Annotated in this window: 1 protein-coding gene; it reads right to left on the minus strand. The window is 47.5% G+C overall.

Annotated features, from left to right (window positions below; genetic code table 11):
* Positions 1–88: 88 nt before the first annotated feature.
* Positions 89–808, minus strand: a 720-nt coding sequence (locus A3751_RS20110) for an acyl-CoA thioesterase II (protein WP_082863408.1), incomplete at its 5' end; no start/stop codon positions are given.

Below are 808 nucleotides of genomic sequence, written 5' to 3' on the forward strand. Positions count from 1 at the left end.
TTTCTTCAGCACCACTCATGGCCGTACTCCTTTGTTCATCTAATCTTCATGATCTTTATAATCGCCTTGAAAACAGCGTAGCGCAAGTTTATTGCGCTGACTTTTCGGGTTTCTGTCGAATCAGTGCTTCTTGACACACGGATGCAACTAACTCGCCCTTTTGGTTGTAAATATTTCCTCGATTGAAACCTCGACCAGCCGATGCACTTGGGCTATCCATGTCGTACAAAAGCCATTCATCCACGCGAAATGGACGGTGGAACCATAGAGCATGATCAATGCTCGCAACCTGCATGCCTTTTTGCGCAAAGCTCACGCCATGAGGAAGCATACTTGTGCCTAAGAGCCCGAAGTCTGATGCGTAAGTCAAAATGCATTGATGCAAATACTGGTCATCGGGAAGATCTCCTACTGCCCGAAACCAGTTTTGCTTATAGGGCTCTCGTATATCTGGTTTTGAGTAGTTTACTGGGTTGACAGGACGGATCTCGATCGGCCGATCACGCGTAAACTGCTCTCGTAGTTTTTCAGGTATCTGGTGTTTAAAACGTCGACGCATCTCTAGCTCTGAAAGTAGCACATCTGGCTCTTTGGCATCAGGCATATCAATCTGATGTTCAAACCCTGTTTCAGGCGCTTGAAATGACGCATTGAGAGTGAAGATCTCCTTATCATGTTGACGCGCAATGACGCGCCGAGCCGAAAAGCTTCCGCCATCTCGAAGCGTTTGTACTTCGTATTGGATAGGGCGCTTTGGATCGCCAGCACGAAGAAAATAGCCATGCATGGAGTGGGCAATGCGCTCTTC

The organism is Oleiphilus sp. HI0080, from assembly GCF_001635135.1.